11 protein-coding genes are annotated in these 13,959 nt (G+C 66.1%); 4 read left to right on the top strand and 7 right to left on the bottom strand.

What is annotated here, in order from left to right:
* Positions 1-4 precede the first annotated feature (4 nt).
* From ACPDIX_RS01110 to ACPDIX_RS01090, 5 genes are all read right to left on the bottom strand, one after another.
* Complete coding sequence (locus ACPDIX_RS01110) at positions 5-595, bottom strand: rhodanese-like domain-containing protein (protein WP_423429924.1); 591 nt, start codon at positions 593-595, stop codon at positions 5-7.
* 108 nt (positions 596-703) lie between these two features.
* Positions 704-1,936, bottom strand: a complete 1,233-nt coding sequence (locus ACPDIX_RS01105; protein ID WP_423429923.1) for a DUF1573 domain-containing protein — start codon at positions 1,934-1,936, stop codon at positions 704-706.
* A gap of 156 nt (positions 1,937-2,092) precedes the next feature.
* The gene (locus ACPDIX_RS01100; protein WP_423429922.1) at positions 2,093-2,623 is read right to left on the bottom strand and encodes an adenine phosphoribosyltransferase; all 531 of its coding nucleotides are present in this window, start codon (positions 2,621-2,623) and stop codon (positions 2,093-2,095) included.
* A gap of 19 nt (positions 2,624-2,642) precedes the next feature.
* On the bottom strand, positions 2,643-3,497 hold the full coding sequence (locus ACPDIX_RS01095) for a sigma-70 family RNA polymerase sigma factor (RefSeq protein WP_423430169.1): 855 nt from the start codon (positions 3,495-3,497) through the stop codon (positions 2,643-2,645).
* Positions 3,498-3,855: 358 nt separating this feature from the next.
* A complete protein-coding gene (locus tag ACPDIX_RS01090) occupies positions 3,856-5,115 on the bottom strand; it encodes a glycosyltransferase family 4 protein (protein ID WP_423429921.1) in 1,260 nt (419 codons plus the stop codon).
* A 231-nt stretch (positions 5,116-5,346) separates the two neighbouring features.
* Here ACPDIX_RS01090 and ACPDIX_RS01085 point away from each other — a divergent pair, with 231 nt between their 5' ends.
* Positions 5,347-5,808: an aminoacyl-tRNA deacylase gene (locus ACPDIX_RS01085; protein ID WP_423429920.1), complete on the top strand. Its 462-nt coding sequence runs from the start codon at positions 5,347-5,349 to the stop codon at positions 5,806-5,808.
* 92 nt (positions 5,809-5,900) lie between these two features.
* On the top strand, positions 5,901-6,290 hold the full coding sequence (locus ACPDIX_RS01080; RefSeq protein ID WP_423429919.1) for a cereblon family protein: 390 nt from the start codon (positions 5,901-5,903) through the stop codon (positions 6,288-6,290).
* Positions 6,291-6,571: 281 nt separating this feature from the next.
* Here the strand turns inward: ACPDIX_RS01080 and ahcY are convergent, their stop codons facing one another.
* Positions 6,572-8,056 (bottom strand): adenosylhomocysteinase, encoded by a 1,485-nt coding sequence (gene ahcY, locus ACPDIX_RS01075; RefSeq protein WP_423429918.1) that lies wholly within the window; start codon positions 8,054-8,056, stop codon positions 6,572-6,574.
* 26 nt (positions 8,057-8,082) lie between these two features.
* Positions 8,083-9,276: a methionine adenosyltransferase gene (gene metK, locus ACPDIX_RS01070; protein WP_423429917.1), complete on the bottom strand. Its 1,194-nt coding sequence runs from the start codon at positions 9,274-9,276 to the stop codon at positions 8,083-8,085.
* Between the two features lie 183 nt (positions 9,277-9,459).
* On the opposite strand from metK, the gene ACPDIX_RS01065 reads away from it, so the two are divergent.
* Both ACPDIX_RS01065 and ACPDIX_RS01060 read left to right on the top strand, forming a co-directional pair.
* Positions 9,460-10,428 carry an ArsR/SmtB family transcription factor gene (locus ACPDIX_RS01065; RefSeq protein WP_423429916.1) on the top strand — a complete coding sequence of 323 codons (969 nt, stop codon included), beginning with the start codon at positions 9,460-9,462 and terminating at the stop codon, positions 10,426-10,428.
* Between the two features lie 388 nt (positions 10,429-10,816).
* Complete coding sequence (locus ACPDIX_RS01060) at positions 10,817-13,918, top strand: ATP-binding protein (RefSeq protein WP_423429915.1); 3,102 nt, start codon at positions 10,817-10,819, stop codon at positions 13,916-13,918.
* The last annotated feature ends 41 nt before the right edge of the window (positions 13,919-13,959 follow it).

Here is a 13,959-nt window from a genome sequence, read left to right as displayed (position 1 = left end):
CCGATCACGAACCCGATTCCTTCCCGCCTGACCCGCCGGCCTGCGGGGGTTCGACCGGTTGTCCCCGCGCCAGCCACTCGTTGAAACCACCGACGTAAATCACCAGACGTTCGCGCGGCACACCGGCCTGTTCGAGCAGCGACGCTGCCAGCTCGGCGTCTTCGCAGCGCCCGCCGCTGCAGTACACGATGACGCGGTCGGCTTGCAGACAGGCAGCCAGCACTTCCAAAAGGTTTTGCTCCGGACGGTACGGGTCCAGCTGGCGCGCGCCGGGGATGTGCCCGCGCCGATAGGGGATTTCGGCCCGGGCGTCCACCCATACCACGCGGCCGGTCAGCCGGCCCGGGTCGGCAAACGCCTCCGCAGCCCTGTCGAATGTCCAGGCCGTGTACCCGCGGGCGGTGATCCTCGCAATGGCTTCAGCTTCCTCGGACACAGCCGGGCTCTCCGATGAAGCAGCTGCGGCAGGGGAAGGCGAATCCCTCACAGCCGGCAGGGGGAAATAATTGCGCGTCCACTGAAGCCCCAGGGGCGAGATTGCGTTGGCCAGACAACCAAACAGAATGCCGGCTGCCAGGACCAGACCCATCTCCATTAGCGTCCTCCTGAGACACAGCCCGGCGTCGGGCCGGGACTTGTCCGGCCTTGAGAAGCCCATCCAGGTCGAAGACCCCATGGCCATCCCTCCTGGAAACGTTGGGCGTCAGGCCCCCGGCAGGGGCGGCGGCTCCGCCGGCGGCCGGTTCGTGCGTGGCACCCTCTGCGGAGGCGGCGAAGGCAGGGCCGGCGCAGGCGGCCTGGGTCCGGCCACGGCCGGCGTGCCGGCCTGCCGCACCTGCGCAGCAGTCGGTGGGATCGCCGGCGGGGGTGCCACCGGCCCGCGCGATTGCACGATCGGCACCCGAAGCTCGCGATGGTTCGGATGCGAAGTCCGCGCCGTCAACGCAACCACCTGGCCGGCCTCCAATTGGAAGCCCGCCGGGAAGTGGAGCTTCACATCGAAATACCGTCCGGGATTCGTTTCCCGGACCTCCACGGTGACGTTGGTGTGGTTCACCGAGACCTCGGACAACTGAAGTGCGTTGGTCCCGTTGTTCACGATCGCCACCGCCAGCGTCTGTGGCGTGGGCAACGGCCCCGGAGCCAGTTGGATAAAGGGGGGAGCCACCGTCACGACCGGTTGCATCAGCAACAGAGCCGTCACGCTGAGCCTGGGCAGGTTTGTGGATGAAGTCTCCATGGAGATGACGCCCTGAACGTTGCCGGCCGGGGCCTGCCCGGTGGCGGTGATCACCAGGTCGAATTCCCGGCCCGGTTGACGTTCCACCAGTTCGGCCATCAGGTGCGGGCTGCTGCTTTGCGGCGGCTCCAGTCGCAGGGGAGGCTCTTCTCGATTGACGATGTGGACGATCGCCTTCGCCTCGCCGAGCCGCTCGGGATTGGCGTGCAACACGGCGTAACGGGGAGTCAGTTCGATCGGGTTCCAAATCTGCGCTCTCAACTGAAGGGCCACGGTGGGCTGGCGAGGATCGTTGCAGCTGACGGTGATGTGCTTGAGAACCTGGCCCTGGAACCCCGCGGTGTTGAGCTGGATCGGGATCACTCCCGTCTGACCGGGTTCGACCCGCCGGGTAAACTCGCCGGCGGTGGTGCAGCCGCACGAGGCGTGGACGTTGCTGATCTCCAGCACGCCCAACCCGGTGTTGGTAAAGTAGAAATCATGACGCAAAACGGCCCCGCTCACCACACGCCCGAAGTCGTGGATGGGTGCGGCAAACCGGATCTCCGGAGCAGCGGAGGCTTCAGAAAGCGGCGCAGGTACGGCGGGCAACCCTTGCGGAGGCAGCTGGGCCCGGACCAGAAACACGCCGGAGCCCGCCAACCAGGCCATCAGCCCGATGAATGTGGAGTTCCGCCAGTTCCCTGATGTGTTCATGACAAGAGCTATCTAACTCCAAGTCGTGTTTCGTTGCAAACCCCCGCGGCGGTCCCATCGGCAGTCTCCCCGGGCCCGCGCCGGGCAGACCCACCTGCCCGTGCCACACCCGGATTGGGGACCGGCTTGCGCGGTCTTCGCACCGGACCTGTGTTCTCAATACGTCACGACGGACCGAACCGGGTAGCCGGAGAGCCGGGCGCGGCCCTGCAAGTGGCTGAGCTCGATCAAAAAGGCAATTTCCAGGATCTGCCCGCCGAGCTTGCGCACCAGCTCGGCTGCGGCAGCTGCCGTACCTCCGGTGGCCAGCAGATCATCCATCAGCAGCACTCGTGCACCGGGACGAATCGCGTCCACGTGAATCGCAATGGTGTTCGTGCCGTACTCCAGGTTGTACGTCTGCTCGTGGGTGAGGTAGGGAAGTTTGCCCTTTTTCCGAACCGGAACGAAGCCGGCGTGCAGCCGGTAGGCCGCCGCGGCGGCGAAGATGAAACCGCGCGCGTCAATGCCCACAACCGTATCCACCTGGCCGGGCTCAAAACCCGCCGTCAACAGTTCGATGCTGCCGGCGAACAACCGAGCGTCACCCAGCAGCGGGGTGATGTCCTTGAACTGGATCCCGGGTTGCGGAAAGTCCGGCACGTTCCGAATCGCCTGTTGAATCTCGGCGGGTGTGACGTCAGGCATGGCTCCAGATTCCGGTGGATCAGTCCTTGACCTTTTCCAGCTTCTCGATCATCCGGCGCAACTTGCGCAAGGCGATGTTCTGAATCTGGCGGACACGCTCCCGCGTGACGCCGAACTGTTCGCCCACCTCCTCCAGGGTCTGCGGCGGGTTGCCGTCCAGCCCGAACCGCCGCGTGAGGATCTTGGCCTCGCGCTCGTCCAGTCGCGCGAGCAACTCGCGCAACATGGCCGTGACGGTCTTTTCCTCCAGCTCCTCGTAGGGAGTGTGGGCAGATTCATCCTGGACAATCTCCCCGAAGCTGTTGGAGTCCTCGTCATCGGACAGGGGCGCGTCCAGTGACGCGGGGCGGATGGCCGCCGTGCGCATCTGGGCGACCCGGGCGGCGGTGGTGCCCAGCTCGGCCGCCAGCTCTTCATCGGTCGGTTCCCGTCCCAGTTCCTCCTGCAGTTCCATGGCCACCCGCCGCATGCGCGCGATCTTGTCCACCAGATGGACCGGCAGCCGGATGGTCTTGGACTGGTTGGCCAGCGCGCGTTTGATGGCCTGTTTGATCCACCAGGCCGCGTAGGTGGAAAGCTTGCCACCCTTCTTGGGATCGAACCGTTCCACGGCCTTCATCAGGCCGATGTTCCCCTCGCTGATCAGGTCCAACAGCGGCAGCCCCAGCCCCTCGTAGTCGCGCGCAATTTTCACCACCAACCGCAGGTTGGCCTTGATCATGTGCTCGCGGGCCTTCTTGTCCCCCGCCTTGATCCGGGCGGCCAGTTCGATCTCCTCCTCCGGAGTGAGCAGCTTGACCTGGCCGATCTCCCGCAAATAGAGCCGGAAGGCCGTGTCACTGTCCCGGTCCAGCGGCTCGCGTTCCTCGACCACCTCCGGCTCGCGTTCAACGGCGACCGGCTCGGCTGTCGCCGCACTCCCGGCAGGCACGGGAATCCCCTGGGTCTCCTCGGGAGCCGGCTGCTCCGGCGCCACCTGCGCGGGCGCCGGACCGGTCCCGGCAGCCGCGGGCACGGCGGAGGTCTCGGCAGAAGCCGAAACAGCCTTGCGAGTCGTACGCCGGACCTTCTTTTGCGCGGTTCGGGTTCGGCGTGCGACAGTCTTCCGTTTGGCTCGCTTCTGCTTGGATTTGGCAGCGCCCATAATTCATTGGCAGCATTCGAACCGCCCCACCGGGGCGCAAGCAGAAACGACCTCCTCCAACGACTCCGGCCCCGGCCCGGGCGGCGGATCAGCCCTTGGCACACCCGGACCCGCCGGCCGCAGCGCCCGCGTCCCAAGCCTCCTGGTAAATCCGGTTCATGACCTCGGCCTTGCGCGGCCAGACGTAGAAACGAATCACCCGTTCGCGGGCCGCCTCGCTCATGCGCTGGCGGCGCCCGGGGTCGCGCGCCAGTGTCACCAGCGCCCCGGCCAGATCGTTCGCAGCGGACTCCGGATCGCGTGGTGCCACCCGGATCGCGGTCTCGTCGGTCGCGATCTCCGCCTGCCCGTGATGGAGGAGCGTAACCGCCGGCAGGCCCGCAGCCATGGCCTCGAGGAGCGCATTGCCGGAAGTGTCCCGGAGACTGGTGAAGAGGAACACGTCGTGGCTCTGAAACAGGAAGGGGAGCTGGTCGCGCGGTACGCGGCCGTGCCATTCGATGGCGCTGGCCACTCCGAGGCGTACCGCGGCGGCCTTGACCGCGCCGGCGTCGGGACCGTCGCCCACCATGCTGAGACGCAGTCGCGGTTCGCTCCGCCGGGCACGCGCAAAGGCGGCCACCGCCAATGTCCCTCCCTTGATCTTCTCCATGCGACTGACCCAGAGAACCCGAACCGGTCCGTCCCGCCTCACGGGCCGCAGCGGCAGGACCTGTTCGGGTGTCACACCCGTTTCCAGGAGTGTGCGGACCTTGGACCGGTACCGGGCCGGGATGCGTCGAGCCGTGTCCGCGTTGGCCACCAGGATCACCGCGGCCGATCGGAAGCTGAAATGAAGCTGCGGCCACCAAGGGGCACTCAACACCGTCAGCGAACGGAACAACTCGGGGATCAGACGGGACCTGAACCCGGGGAGAAACGCCCACGGACAGATCTGACCGCCCCCCAGTGGACCCAAGACCACGGGCGGCTGCCGCTGCCACCAATACCCCGGCTGGCGAAAGGAATTGAAGGTCACGTGGTGAACCAGGTCGAACCCACCCAGCATCGGCGCGACCTTCCGTCGAACACCCCATTGCCAGAGTGCGTAAAAGACGCTCACCGGCACTCCCCGGCCTTTCCACCGCACCCATGGCGCCGGCGGATCGTAGTAGAGAAACCCGGGGTGGGGCGGGGGCATCGACGCCAGGGCGGCCTCGATCACCGACCGGTTGTTGGCGCGGGTGACCACCGTCACGTCGTGGTATCGCGCCATCTCCGTGGCCCAGCGCCAGCCCACCTCGGGCTCGGAACCGCGTCCCGGCTCACAGGCGTAGGCCGACATCAACACCTTGCGTCGTTCACCCATTCAAGGCCGACCAACCTAGGCAAGGGCGCCACGAGCGGGCAAGTTTCCGCCCCCACGGCAGCTGCGTGCCTGCCTTCGAGTCTCGAAACGCTGACCGGGGCAAAACGCCCCGGCCCCCTTGTAGCCCGATTCGGACGGTGACGCGCCGGCGCTTGAAAAAACCCCGCACGAGGGTAGGGTGGATGGGAAGCCCCAGGACCACAACCTTCCGAGTACAGAAAGGAGCCCACCATGCCGGTGCGCAAACTCAAGGAGTTCCTCGACGCCCAGGGCGTCAAGTACGTCAGCATCGTGCACTCGCCGGCCTACACGGCGCAGGAAGTGGCCGCCTCGGCCCACATCCCGGGCCGTATCATGGCGAAGGTGGTCATCGTGGATCTGGATGGTGAGCTGGCCATGGCGGTCCTGCCCGCCACACGCCGCGTCGTACTCCAGGATCTGCGGGAACTGACCGGTTGCGAGCGCGCACGGTTCGCCTCCGAGGAGGCCTTTCAGGCTCGTTTCCCCGATTGCGAGATCGGGGCCATGCCGCCGTTCGGAAACCTGTATGGCATGGAGGTCTACGCGGCCGAGTCCCTGCGGGAGAACGACGAGATCGCCTTCAACGCCGGGTCGCACACGGAGGTCATCAAAATGGCCTGGCGCGACTTCGAGCGGTTGGTCCGACCCAGAATGGCCTCGTTCACCACCTGAAGCGTCCCCTGGGACAATCGGGTCGGCGCCTTGCGCCGGCCGGGTCGCTGTGCAAGTGGACAGGCGGCGGCCGATGTGCTTGAGTGGGTCCGATGGCGGAAGACCCTCCGCTGCAGACCACACCGCTGGTGGAACCGGCCACCTGGGGCGCGGAAGCCGACCCGGGATTGGACTGGTACTGTGTGCGCTGCCTGCGCGGCGTGGCACGAGAGTACGATCGGGTGTACCGGGACGGCCGAAGCGAATTCGAGTTCGAAAACCCGGAGGGACGCCGCTTTCACATCCTGCTGTTTGCGGACTGTCCCGGCGGCCGGGCGGTGGGCACGCCCACCGAGCTGCACACCTGGTTCCCCGGACATGCCTGGTGCTACTGCATCTGCAGGGGCTGCGGCCTGCAACTGGGGTGGTGGTACGCGGGCGAGTGCCATTTCGTGGGACTCATCCGCAGCCGGATCGTCTCGGCCCGGCAATGGCGCAACTGACCCGGCTGCCGGCCGGGTGGCCGGTCCCAAACCGTGACTCCTTCCGGCTCGCCACAGGCGAGGGGCAGCCTCCCTGCGCACCCGTCCCGTTTCGGCGGGCCAGCCGGACCAATCCCACCGGCCGGGCCGGCTTGCGGCGGCCCTGAAGGAGCCCAGCCCGGACCTGCATGCCGGTCTTGAAAAGCACAGCCGGTTCACCAGAACCGGCTGCACTTTGTTTCGGACAGAATTTGCCGCCGGACGCTGCGCGCGGTCGAGACCGGCGTCGGAACCCGGCTAGGTCAGTACCGGTAATGCTCCGGTTTGTAAGGCCCGTCAATGGGCACGCCGATGTAGGCGGCCTGTTTGGGCGTCAGCCGGGTCAGTTTCACCCCGAGGCGATCCAGATGCAGCCGCGCCACCTCTTCGTCCAGCTTCTTCGGCAGGCGGTAAACCCCCACCTTGTACGTGTCCCGGTTTTCCCAAAGGTCCATCTGGGCCAGGCACTGGTTGGTGAAACTGTTGCTCATGACGAAGCTCGGATGACCCTCGGCGCAACCCAGGTTGACCAACCGGCCTTCGGCCAGCAGGTAGATGCTCCGGCCGTTGGGCAGGTCGTAGCGGTCCACCTGCGGTTTGATGTTGACCTTGCGCACGCCGGGCAGGGCGTTGAGCCGGTCCACCTGGATCTCGTTGTCGAAGTGACCAATGTTGCAGACGATGGCCTGATCCTTCATCTGCAGCATGTGCTCCAGTGTAATGACGTCGCAGTTGCCGGTCGCCGTTACATAAATGTCGGCAATGCCCAGGGTATCCTCCACCGTGGTCACCTGGTACCCCTCCATGGCCGCTTGCAGGGCGTTGATGGGATCGATCTCCGTCACGATCACCCGCGCACCGAAGCCGCGCAGGCTCTGGGCGCTGCCCTTGCCGACGTCGCCATACCCACAAACGACCGCCGTCTTGCCCGCAATCATGACGCCGAGGGCGCGTTTCAGACCGTCGGCCAGCGACTCGCGGCAACCGTAAAGATTGTCGAACTTCGACTTCGTCACCGAGTCGTTCACGTTGATCGCCGGCACCAGTAACCGTCCCTGCTGCAACATCTGGTAGAGCCGGTGCACGCCGGTGGTGGTCTCCTCGCTGACGCCCTTCCATTCCTTGACCACCTCGGTGAACCAGCCGGGACGTTCCTTGGCACAACGTTTCAGCAGGTTCTTGATGACCTGTTCCTCCCGGGACGAAGCCGGCTGATGGACCCAATCGTCGCCCTGTTCCATCTCGTAACCCTTGTGAAGGAGCAGGGTGGCATCGCCACCGTCGTCCACGACCAGCTGGGGGCCCTTCATCCCCGGATGCGTCAGCGCTCGAAGGGTGAATTCCCAGTAATCTTCCAGGGTCTCCCCCTTGTACGCAAACACGCTGATGCCGGCCTTGGCGATGGCGGCAGCGGCATGGTCCTGGGTGGAAAAGATGTTGCAACTGGCCCAGCGGACACTGGCCCCCAGCTCCACCAGGGTCTCGATCAGCACCGCCGTTTCCACCGTCATGTGCAGCGAGCCCGAAATGCGCACCCCTTTCAGAGGCTTGCGCGGGCCGTACTTGGAGCGGATGGCCATCAGCCCGGGCATCTCATGCTCGGCCACCTCGATCTCTTTGCGGCCCAGGTCCGCCAGGGTCAGATCCTTGACGACAAAGTCGGGCCCGCTCCTGCGGCGGGTGCGGGCTCGCGGTGTCCGCGTCGGCTTGCGGGATTGTGAGGATGGGGTTTTCAGCATCGTGGCCATGATCGTTGTCCGGTTGCTTGCCTGAATCAAACAGCGCGTTTGAGTTCCTCCACCTTGTCGGTGCGTTCCCAGGTCAGGTCGGGATCGTCCTTCCCGAAATGACCGTAGTTGGTCGTTTTCTTGTAGATGGGCCGGCGCAGGTCGAGCTGACGAATGATCTCGGCCGGCTCGAAATTGAAAACCTTTTGAACCGCCCGGAGGATGCGTTCCTCCGGCACGGTGGCGGTGCCGAACGTCTCCAGGCTGACGCTCAGCGGCTTGTGATAGCCGATGGCATAGGCGAACTGGATCTCGCAACGTCTGGCCAGGCCGGCGGCCACCACGTTCTTGGCAACCCAGCGGGCCATGTAGGCGGCGCTCCGATCCACCTTGGTGGGGTCCTTGCCCGAAAACGCACCGCCGCCGTGCCGGCCCATGCCACCGTACGTGTCCACGATGATCTTCCGCCCTGTCAGACCGGTGTCCCCGTGTGGCCCGCCGACGACAAACCGGCCGGTTGGATTGATCAGGTACTGTGTCTTGGGCGTAAGCAGATTCCGAGGGAGCACCTTCTGAATCACCTGCCGAATGCAGAAGTCCTCCACCTCCTTGTGATCCACGTCGGCCGTGTGCTGGGTGGACATGACCACGCTGGTGATGGCCACGGGCCGACCGTTTTCATAGGCCACCGAAACCTGGGTCTTGGAGTCCGGACGCAGCCAGTCCACCTTGCCGGTCTTGCGGATCCGATTCAGTTCACGCCCCAACCGGTGGGCGAACATGATGGGCGCCGGCATGAGTTCCGGCGTTTCGTCACAGGCATAGCCGAACATCATGCCCTGGTCGCCCGCCCCCTGTTTGGCCGTCTTCTTCCCCTTTGCCTTGCGCGGATCCACACCCTGCGCAATGTCGGGCGACTGCCCCGTCACCAGCAGATGAATGAAAATCCGGTCGGCATGGAAAAGGTCGTCCGGGTGCGTGTACCCGATCTCCCGCACGGCCTGGCGCGCGATCTGGACGAAATCCAGCACTTCGCTTGGATGCCGCTGGCCGATCGAGGGGATGGTGATCTCCCCGCCCACAATCAGCACGTTGGACTTGGCATAACATTCACACGCCACACGGCTCTGGGGATCCACCTGCAGGCAGGCGTCCAGGATGTAATCCGAGACGGTGTCGCAGACCTTGTCGGGATGTCCCTCTCCGACCGACTCCGAGGAAAAAATGAAACTCGAGCTCATGACCGGCCTTGGCTGTTGTTTTCCGAAATTCTCATTGACAAATCAGGATGGGAAGATATTTCAACCAAAGCCATCGTCAACATCAAACGGAGACGCCACCGCAGCGGTCAACCAGGCGCGGTCGCATCGCAGGATCCGGCTGCCGGTGCCGCGTGCCGGCGCAGCAGGGCGGCGACAAGGACCATGAGCGTGACCTTGACAATCTTACGGGCGTTGGCAGACCCGACACGTCTGCGGCTGCTGGCCCTGCTCGAGCGGGAGGAGCTGTCGGTTCACGAGCTTCAGGAGATCACCCGTCTGGGGCAGTCCCGCATCTCCACGCATCTGGCCCAACTGGCCGCCGCGGGGCTGGTGCGCTCGCGACGGGAAGGCCGGCGCACCTTTTACCGGCTGGCCGGTGACCTCAACGGGGAGGCCGGCACCCTGGTGCGCTCCGCCCTGGCCGGAGCTGCCGACCTGCCGCAGGCGGCCGACGACGCCACCAATCTGCGGCGGGTGTTGCAATGGCGCCGTGACCAGGCACAACTCTCCTTCCACCAGGTGGCCGGCCGTTTCGACCGCGTCTATGGTCCCGGACGATCGTGGCAGGCCCTGGGACAGTTCCTCCTGCGCATCGTGCCGCCGCTGGTCGTGGCCGACCTGGGATCGGGCGAGGGCCTGGTGAGCGAGCTGCTGGCACGGCGCTGCCGCAAGGTGATCGCGGTCGACAACTCGGAACGCATCGTGGCCTACGGGCGGGCCCGCGCCCGAAAGATCGGCTTGCGCAACCTCGAGTTCCGGCTGGGCGACCTCCAGGATCCGCCCATCGAGGAGGCCAGCGTGGACCTGGTCCTCCTGAGCCAGGCGCTGCACCATGCCGAGGATCCGGCCCGCGCTCTGCACAGTGCCTGGCGCATTCTGAAACGCGGCGGACAGGTGTGGATCCTCGATCTGCTGCAGCACAATTTCGAAAAGGCCCGGGAGCTGTACGGGGACCGGTGGCTGGGTTTCACCGAGGGGCAGTTGCAACGTTGGCTCGAAGAGGCCGGCTTCCGAAACGTGGAGGTGTGCGTCGTGGCCAGGGAAGAAACGCCGCCCCACTTCCAGACCGTGCTGGCCGGGGGAACAAAGCCCGAACAAGGCCGCGGCCGTTCCCGCACCCGTCAGCCGTGAACCCGGCCGCGTCCGGCCCGGGGTCAGCCCCGTGGCTCCACCGGTCCGACGTGAATGGCAACCGCCCAGCCGGATTCGACCCATTGCAGGCAAGGCACGAACCGGACCACCCGCCGCAGGCCGGCGGCGTCCAGGCAGCACAGGCGCGCACACCGCCTGCCGCGCCTGATCCTGAGACGCCGCCGCGCGCCGTCAACCGCACCCGGTTGGATCCTTCGCCGAGACACAGGTCGTGATGGGAAGCAGGGCCGGACCATGGTGCTTTCTGCCATCCATTCTAAGGGATGGACAGAAAGCGGGGAGTGTGCGTTTGCGTGCACAGGGGCCACGCCATTGCGGGTCGGGCCGCCGTTTCGTAGGGTTCGATTGTACCGGGCGAAAGATGCACATGAGCCGCGGCATCGCCAACCCACGACTCTGGATCGCAGCCCTCCTGTGGTGGATGCCCGTGGTGTCCCTTACGGCCGCGAGTTGGTGGAGAGCTTACAAGGCCCTGGACGGCATGGCCGAAGCCGCATGCGCGGGAGTGACGGTCACCTCCCGTGGCGACGTGGTGGCACGGCACAAGCGGACCAACGCCATTACCCGGTTGGACGGTTACTCCCTTGATGTGTTCGGGCTGCCACAACGCGCAGGAGCCCGCGTCTGGGAATGGCAGACGGGCCAGCTCTGGGTTGCGGCCGCCGGAGGCGTGTTTCTTCACAGTGGAACCAACTGGACCTGGGTGCGGATCAACCAAGGGCCGGTCACCCCCACGACGCCGATCCGGCCGGTTCGGACCGGCAAACTCCTCGTGCTGTTGCCCGATCAGCTCCTGGTGGTACAGGTGGGCCGTCAGGGTGAAGTCCGGGAGGAAACCGCTCAGACCGCGGAGGCGTTGGGCCTGGGTCGGCTGTTGGACCTCTGGGTCACCCGGGACGGCACTCTCTGGGTGAGCGCCGAGCGCGGGCTGGCCCGGGCGGAAGCTCCGGCCCGAAGTGTCGGCTCGGAAACCACATGGCGACGGTTTGACATCCCCGCCGGGTGGACCGTGCGGCAGCCCCGTGCGCTGGTGGAAGATCCCCTCGGGCATCTGGTGATGCTGGCCATCCGGGACGAAGGGACGCCGGTGGCCCTGGAATTCGACGGCACCCGCTGGTGGCTGGGACCGGAGCTGCCCGAGGGCTGTTCCCGCGTCTGGTACGGCCCCGGGCACCGGTTGTGGTCCATGAGCCAAACGCGTCTGTGGCGCTTCAGCCCCTCGGATGGTCTGTGGATACCCGAGGAGAGTTGTCCGGCCCGGGAGTTCTACGACATGTCTCCCGCACCGGACGGCACCTTTTGGTTGGCCACTCTGGACGGTCTGATAAAGTACAGCCCGCCATTGTGGCAGCCGGCGGAAGCGGACCTCGGAGAGGCTCCGGTCCTGGCCATCGCCGAGGACCCTGCCGGACGGCTCTGGCTGCTGCGCCCGGATCGGCTGGACGGTTGGGACGGTGAGCGCGCTGTCACGAAGCCGCTGCCGGAAACCTTACGCCCCGGGGAAGGGGGAACGGCGCGCCTGTGGGTCGCAGGCGACGGGTTCCTGTGGCTGCAGCACGGGACCCGCCTTTGGACCGGCCACCTGAACCACCCCGACTGGCAGGAGGTGCGCGGACCAAACGGCCAGCGCGTGGGGGTCCTCGGCCGGCGCCACGACGGTACCCTGGTGATGCAGACCCACCCGGGGACCCAAGATGATGGAGACGCACCGGAACTTTTGACCTGGCAGTCCGGGCAATGGAAGTTGCTGGAACCTCGAAAGGCGTTGCCCGCCGGCGCCGATCGGTGGACCGCCTACCTTCACGCACGCAACGGGGACGAATGGCTCGCCAGCCGGACGGCAGCCATCCGGGTCCGCATGGGCCGCGAACAGAGCTTCCGCATCGGCGACCTCACCGAGCCGGAAACGGTTGAATTCCTTGCCGAAGGTATTGACGGCCGGATCTACGCCGCCGCCCGGGAACAGGTCTGGTGTTGGGACGACCGCGAATGGACGCTGGTCTGGAACCGCAGCGGGCCGGTGCTCGGACTGGGCTGCACCCGTGATGGCAGCCTGTGGGTGGTCAGCCCGGAGGGCCTGCATCGCCTCACCAGTCAGGGTTGGATCGGTTACGGGCCGGACGAGGGCCTGCCAGCCGCCGCCGTGTACGATCTCTGGGAAGACCGCCGGGGCCGTTTCTGGCTGGCCACCGGCCGCGGACTGTTCGGCTGGCATCCGGAGGTGGACCGGGACCCACCGCGCACCGCGTTCGATCTGCCGGAACGGATCGAGGTCCCGGAAGGAACCGTCGTCACCCTCGGCTTTCGCGGTCAGGACCGGTGGAAGTTCACCCCGGTCTCACGGCTGCTGTACCTCTACCGGCTGGACGAGGGTGAATGGAGTGTCGCCCAGGAAAGCACCATGGTCATGTGGAACGACCTGCCGGCCGGTCGCCACGTCCTCCAAGTGCGGGCGGTGGACAGAAACGGCAATGTGGAACCCCGGTCCGCACAACGCGAGTTCTTCGTCCGATCGCCCTGGTACCGGGAGCCACGCCTGATGGGCGTGGTCATGGTGGCCGGCGCCGGCGTGCTCTTTTTTGCCGCACTCGCCTGGAACCGCCACCGGCGCCTGCGCCGCAGCTACGCAGAGGTGGAGAGACAGGTGGCCGAACGCACGCGCCAGCTCGAGAATGCCTACCAGGAACTGCTCCAGAGCCAGAAAATGCGCGCCCTGGGTACACTGGCCGCCGGCGTGGCCCATGACTTCAACAACCTGCTGTCCATCATCAAAGGCTCGGTGCAAGTGATCGAAGACCACATGGACGACCCCGCCAAGGTCCGGCGCCGCCTCGACCGCATCAAGGCCATGGTGGAGCAGGGCACACGCGTCGTTCAGGCCATGCTCGGCTTCAGCCGCGCCTCAGCAGAGCGGTTCGAACCGGCGTCTTTGAACCAGGTGGTCCAGGACACGCTCGCGCTGCTGGGGGAGCGCTGGAACCGCGACTGCCACGTGGAGTTCGAACCGGCCGAAAACCTGCCGCCGGTGCCCGTGATCCGCGATCTGGTCCAGCAAATCCTGCTGAACCTCCTCTTCAACGCTGCCGAGGCAGTGCCGCCGGGGGGACGGGTCGTCGTCCGCACCTCACGCAGAACCTCCTTGCCCGACAGCCTGGTGCTGCGACCGGCTGAAGCCGCGGAATACGTGGAAGTGGCCGTGCAGGATTTCGGTTCCGGTATCTCCCCGGAAAACCTGCCCCGGATCTTCGAGCCTTTCTTCACCACCAAGGGCCTCTCGAGTCGCCGCGGGACCGGCCTGGGCCTGACCATGGTATACGAAATGGCCAAACGCCTGGAAGGCGGCCTGGCCGTGGAATCCCATCCGGGCAAGGGAAGCACGTTCCGCCTCATCCTGCCGGTCCGGACAGTCGAAGGAGTCCCGACCGGTGCCGGGAGGCTCGCGGTTGCCGAAAGCCGCGCGCGGAGCTAAAAAAGGAACGTCTCGATGGGGAGGCGCGGCAAGTGAACCCT

Source organism: Limisphaera sp. 4302-co, from assembly GCF_049537155.1.
Lineage (GTDB): Bacteria > Verrucomicrobiota > Verrucomicrobiia > Limisphaerales > Limisphaeraceae > Limisphaera.
Note: the sequence above shows the minus strand (reverse complement) of the source record. Positions and strands in the feature narration are given on the sequence as shown.

Coding starts and splice junctions, on each gene's coding strand:
- ACPDIX_RS01080 (WP_423429919.1), top strand. CDS start 5,901: ATGGCGGAAGACCCTCCGCTGCAGACCACACCGCTGGTGGAACCGGCC.
- ACPDIX_RS01090 (WP_423429921.1), bottom strand. CDS start 5,115: ATGGGTGAACGACGCAAGGTGTTGATGTCGGCCTACGCCTGTGAGCCG.
- ACPDIX_RS01110 (WP_423429924.1), bottom strand. CDS start 595: ATGGAGATGGGTCTGGTCCTGGCAGCCGGCATTCTGTTTGGTTGTCTG.
- ACPDIX_RS01065 (WP_423429916.1), top strand. CDS start 9,460: ATGAGCGTGACCTTGACAATCTTACGGGCGTTGGCAGACCCGACACGT.
- ACPDIX_RS01105 (WP_423429923.1), bottom strand. CDS start 1,936: ATGAACACATCAGGGAACTGGCGGAACTCCACATTCATCGGGCTGATG.
- ACPDIX_RS01060 (WP_423429915.1), top strand. CDS start 10,817: ATGAGCCGCGGCATCGCCAACCCACGACTCTGGATCGCAGCCCTCCTG.
- ahcY (WP_423429918.1), bottom strand. CDS start 8,056: ATGGCCACGATGCTGAAAACCCCATCCTCACAATCCCGCAAGCCGACG.
- metK (WP_423429917.1), bottom strand. CDS start 9,276: ATGAGCTCGAGTTTCATTTTTTCCTCGGAGTCGGTCGGAGAGGGACAT.
- ACPDIX_RS01100 (WP_423429922.1), bottom strand. CDS start 2,623: ATGCCTGACGTCACACCCGCCGAGATTCAACAGGCGATTCGGAACGTG.
- ACPDIX_RS01085 (WP_423429920.1), top strand. CDS start 5,347: ATGCCGGTGCGCAAACTCAAGGAGTTCCTCGACGCCCAGGGCGTCAAG.